Raw genomic sequence first — 3,398 nt, forward strand, 5'->3', positions numbered from 1 at the left:
GGGGTGGACTGCGGCCCGGCCACCGGCACCATCGCCGCCACCCGCACCACCGCCGTCATCGCCACCGCCACCGCCACCGTCGAGGGCGCTGTCGATGGCGCTGTCGACGCCGCCATCGAGCCGGCGCCCGCCGGGACCCGCTGAACCCTGTGGCGAACATCGAGCCGGGTGGCCGGCCGGCGTTGGGGCGGCGGCTGGCCGCGGAGGCGGTGGGCAGCATGCTGCTCACCGGAGTGGTCGTCGGCTCGGGGATCGCCGCGGTCCAGCTCAGCCCCGGCCAGGTCGGGTTGGAGCTGCTGGAGAACGCCGCGGCGACCGCCGCCGGCCTGTTCGCCGTCATCCTCATGGTCGGCCCGGTGTCCGGGGCGCACTTCAACCCGGTTGTCAGCCTGGTCGACGCCGCGTTCGGCGGTCTGTCGTGGCGGGACGCCGCCGCCTACCTGCCCGCGCAGGTCGCCGGCTGCATCGGTGGGGCGGTGCTGGCGAACCTGATGTTCGACCGGTCGGCCCTTTCGGTCGCGACGCACCACCGCGCGTCCGGAGCGCACCTGCTCGCCGAGGTCGTCGCCACCGCCGGACTCATCCTGCTGATCTTCGCGCTGGCCCGGTCGGGACGGGCCGAGCGGGCCCCCGCGGCGGTCGGCGCCTACATCGGCGCGGCCTACTGGTTCACCAGCTCGACGAGTTTCGCGAACCCCGCGATCACCGTCGGACGGATGTTCTCCGACAGCTTCGCCGGGATCGCCCCCGCCTCCGCTCCGGCGTTCATCGCCGCGCAGGCCGTCGGCGGGGCAGTCGGCTGCGGGCTGGTCCGGCTGTTCTACCCGCCCACGGCCGCAGCGGGACGCCTCGTGAGCGACCCACGTCGGGCGGCCGACGCGACCCACCCCTCCCGGGAAAGGAGCACACCTCGATGACCGCGAAACCGTCGGTGCTGTTCGTCTGCGTCCACAACGCCGGCCGGTCCCAGATGGCCGCCGGCTGGCTCACCCACCTCGCCGGCGACCGCGTCGAGGTCCGCTCGGCCGGCTCCGCGCCCGCCGCGCAGATCAACCCCGCCGCCATCGCCGCCATGGCCGAGGTCGGCATCGACCTCACCGACCAGGCTCCGAAGATCCTCACCGTCGACGCGGTCGAATCCTCCGACGTCGTCATCACCATGGGTTGTGGCGACGCCTGCCCGATCTTCCCGGGCAAGCGCTACGAGGACTGGCAGCTCGACGATCCCGCCGGCCAGGGCATCGACGCCGTCCGCCCCATCCGCGACGAGATCCGCGCCCGCGTCGACCGGCTCCTCGCCGAGCTGCTCCCCGCCGCCACCTGACCGAGGCACCACCTGGCCGAGGCACGACCCGACCGAGGCACGACCCGACCGAGCCGCCACCTGACCGTGGCCGAGCCACGACCTGACCTGACCTGCCTCGGCCCGACCGAGCCGCGACCTGACCGTGGTCGAGCGACAAGCGATGAGCGGGCCGCGGCTCTGTACCCGGATGGCAGCCGCGGCCCGCGGGCCGATTAGCCACCGACCCCTTCCATTTCTAACAGATCCGTCACCGCCTGCCGAGCGGCGCCGGCTCACCTCACATTCCTGCCGACGCCGTCACCCTCGGCAGCCGGGCCCGCCGGGGTATCCAGCACGCCAGCGCGATTGCACCTACCACTCCCATGCCTCGGCCGGTGAGCAGGCCGGGCACCGCCGCCTCCCGCGGCCGGCGAAGCGAGCCGACGTCCCTCGGTCCCATCCGCGGAGCGGCACAAATCTGACATGACGACTATGCAGCGTCCGACGCGCACCACCAAGAGGGGGCTGGCGGGCACGAGCCCGTGCCGACGGGCATTCCCGCCGGCACGGGCTCGTTGCCGTGCCGCCACTCGACGCCGACCGCCACCCGATGCCGACCGCCACCCGATGCCGACCGCCACCCGACGCGACCGGCACGGGGCCGGCCGCTACTCGACGCGGCCCTTACTCGACACGGCCCCGCTTGGCGCGGCCGCTACTCGACGCAGATGGCGTTCGCGCCGTGGGGAGCGGTGAGCTTGCCGTTCTTGATCACGCCGTACCAGCCGCACGGGACGGAGACCGCCGGCTTGTCCTTGGTGTAGGTGGTCGGCGGGATCAGGCCGCCGAGGGTGTTCTTCGCCGGCTGGGCGTAGAGCCCGGTGTAGAGGTCGGCGGAGGTCGGGCTGGGCCCGATCTTCGCGGCCGCCTTGCCGAACATGACGCCCGCGGCCCAGCCGGCGCTGGCGCTGGCGTTCAGCGGGGTGCTCGACTTGTAGGACTTCATCGCCTGCAGGAAGTCCTCCGTTCCCGGGGCGTCACCGAACCAGTTGAACGAGTCGTTCGCGATGTACGCGCCGTTGTAGTTGGCGTTGTCCAGCAGCTTGTCGAGGAAGCTCTGCCCCGGCGAGATCAGCTGCGGCCGGTAGTTCTGCTTCGCGCAGTCGGCGACGAAGCGCTCGCTGACCTCACCCGAGCTGTTGAGGATGATCGATTCCACCCCGGCCGAGCGCATGTTGAGGCACTGGGAGGTGTAGTTCGGCGACGACGACGAGATCGCCAGGCCGGCGGCGAACTGCAGGCCCAGCTTCGTGGCGATGCCGCCGGCAAGGGTGAGTCCCTGCGCGCAGGCGGGCAGCTCGGCGCAGACGACCATGCCGAGCTTCTTCTTGCCGGCGATCTTGGCGGCGTTCACCTCGGAGACGACGTAGTTGACGGCGGTGTCCGAGGTCGGGAAGAAGTTCGGGTCGGTCAGCCACAGCGCCGCGGTGGCGGATCCGCCGATCACCGGAATCTTCTTCGCGTCGACGTAGTCCTTCCAGGCCGACTCCAGCCCGGACTCGTGCGTGCCGACGAGCGCGATGATCTTATCGTTCTCGACCATGCCCTTGACGGCGGCCAGCGACTTGGCCGGGTCGTTGGCGTCGTCGCGGACGACGACCTTGATCGGGTGCCCGTTGATGCCACCCCGGTCGTTGGTCCACTGCGCCCAGGCCTGCACGGCGTCCGCCGTCGCCTTGGAGATCACGCCGGCGAAGCCGCTGAACTGGCCCACCGTGCCGATGACCAGCGGGCTGCCGGTCGGTGCCGGCGACTTCGGTGCCGCCGGGGCCGCCGAGGCGCCGCCCCCGGAACCGCCGCCCGAGCTGCCCCCGGAGCTGCCGGAGCTGCCGCACGCGGCGACCGCGAGGACCAGTGCCACGAGACACACAGCCGGTCGTAATATCTGGCGCTTCACACAGGTGCCCTTCTTCTTCAACGGGTTGTCGTATCCAGCGCCTCCCCCCACGCCATCGGCATGAGGGGAGAAAAAAGGGATGCCGCGGACGGCAGCGCGGTCGGTCCGCGGGCGCCGCGGGCGCCGCAGTCGGTCGCGACGTGGTCAGCCGCCGAT

Annotated in this window: 3 protein-coding genes; 2 read left to right on the top strand and 1 reads right to left on the bottom strand. The window is 71.9% G+C overall.

Annotated features, from left to right (window positions below; genetic code table 11):
• The first annotated feature begins 218 nt into the window (after positions 1-218).
• Together ND748_RS28505 and ND748_RS28510 are read left to right on the top strand one after the other, a co-directional pair.
• A complete protein-coding gene (locus ND748_RS28505; RefSeq protein ID WP_285902839.1) occupies positions 219-917 on the top strand; it encodes an MIP/aquaporin family protein in 699 nt (232 codons plus the stop codon).
• Positions 914-1,324, top strand: a complete 411-nt coding sequence (locus tag ND748_RS28510; protein ID WP_251749281.1) for an arsenate reductase ArsC — start codon at positions 914-916, stop codon at positions 1,322-1,324. The genes ND748_RS28505 and ND748_RS28510 overlap by 4 nt, the downstream gene beginning before the upstream one ends.
• A 676-nt stretch (positions 1,325-2,000) precedes the next feature.
• On the opposite strand, the gene ND748_RS28515 is transcribed toward ND748_RS28510, so the two are convergent.
• Positions 2,001-3,206, bottom strand: a complete 1,206-nt coding sequence (locus ND748_RS28515; RefSeq protein WP_251749282.1) for an ABC transporter substrate-binding protein — start codon at positions 3,204-3,206, stop codon at positions 2,001-2,003.
• Positions 3,207-3,398: the final 192 nt, after the last annotated feature.

The organism is Frankia sp. AiPs1, from assembly GCF_023716945.1.
Classification (GTDB): Bacteria; Actinomycetota; Actinomycetes; order Frankiales; family Frankiaceae; genus Frankia.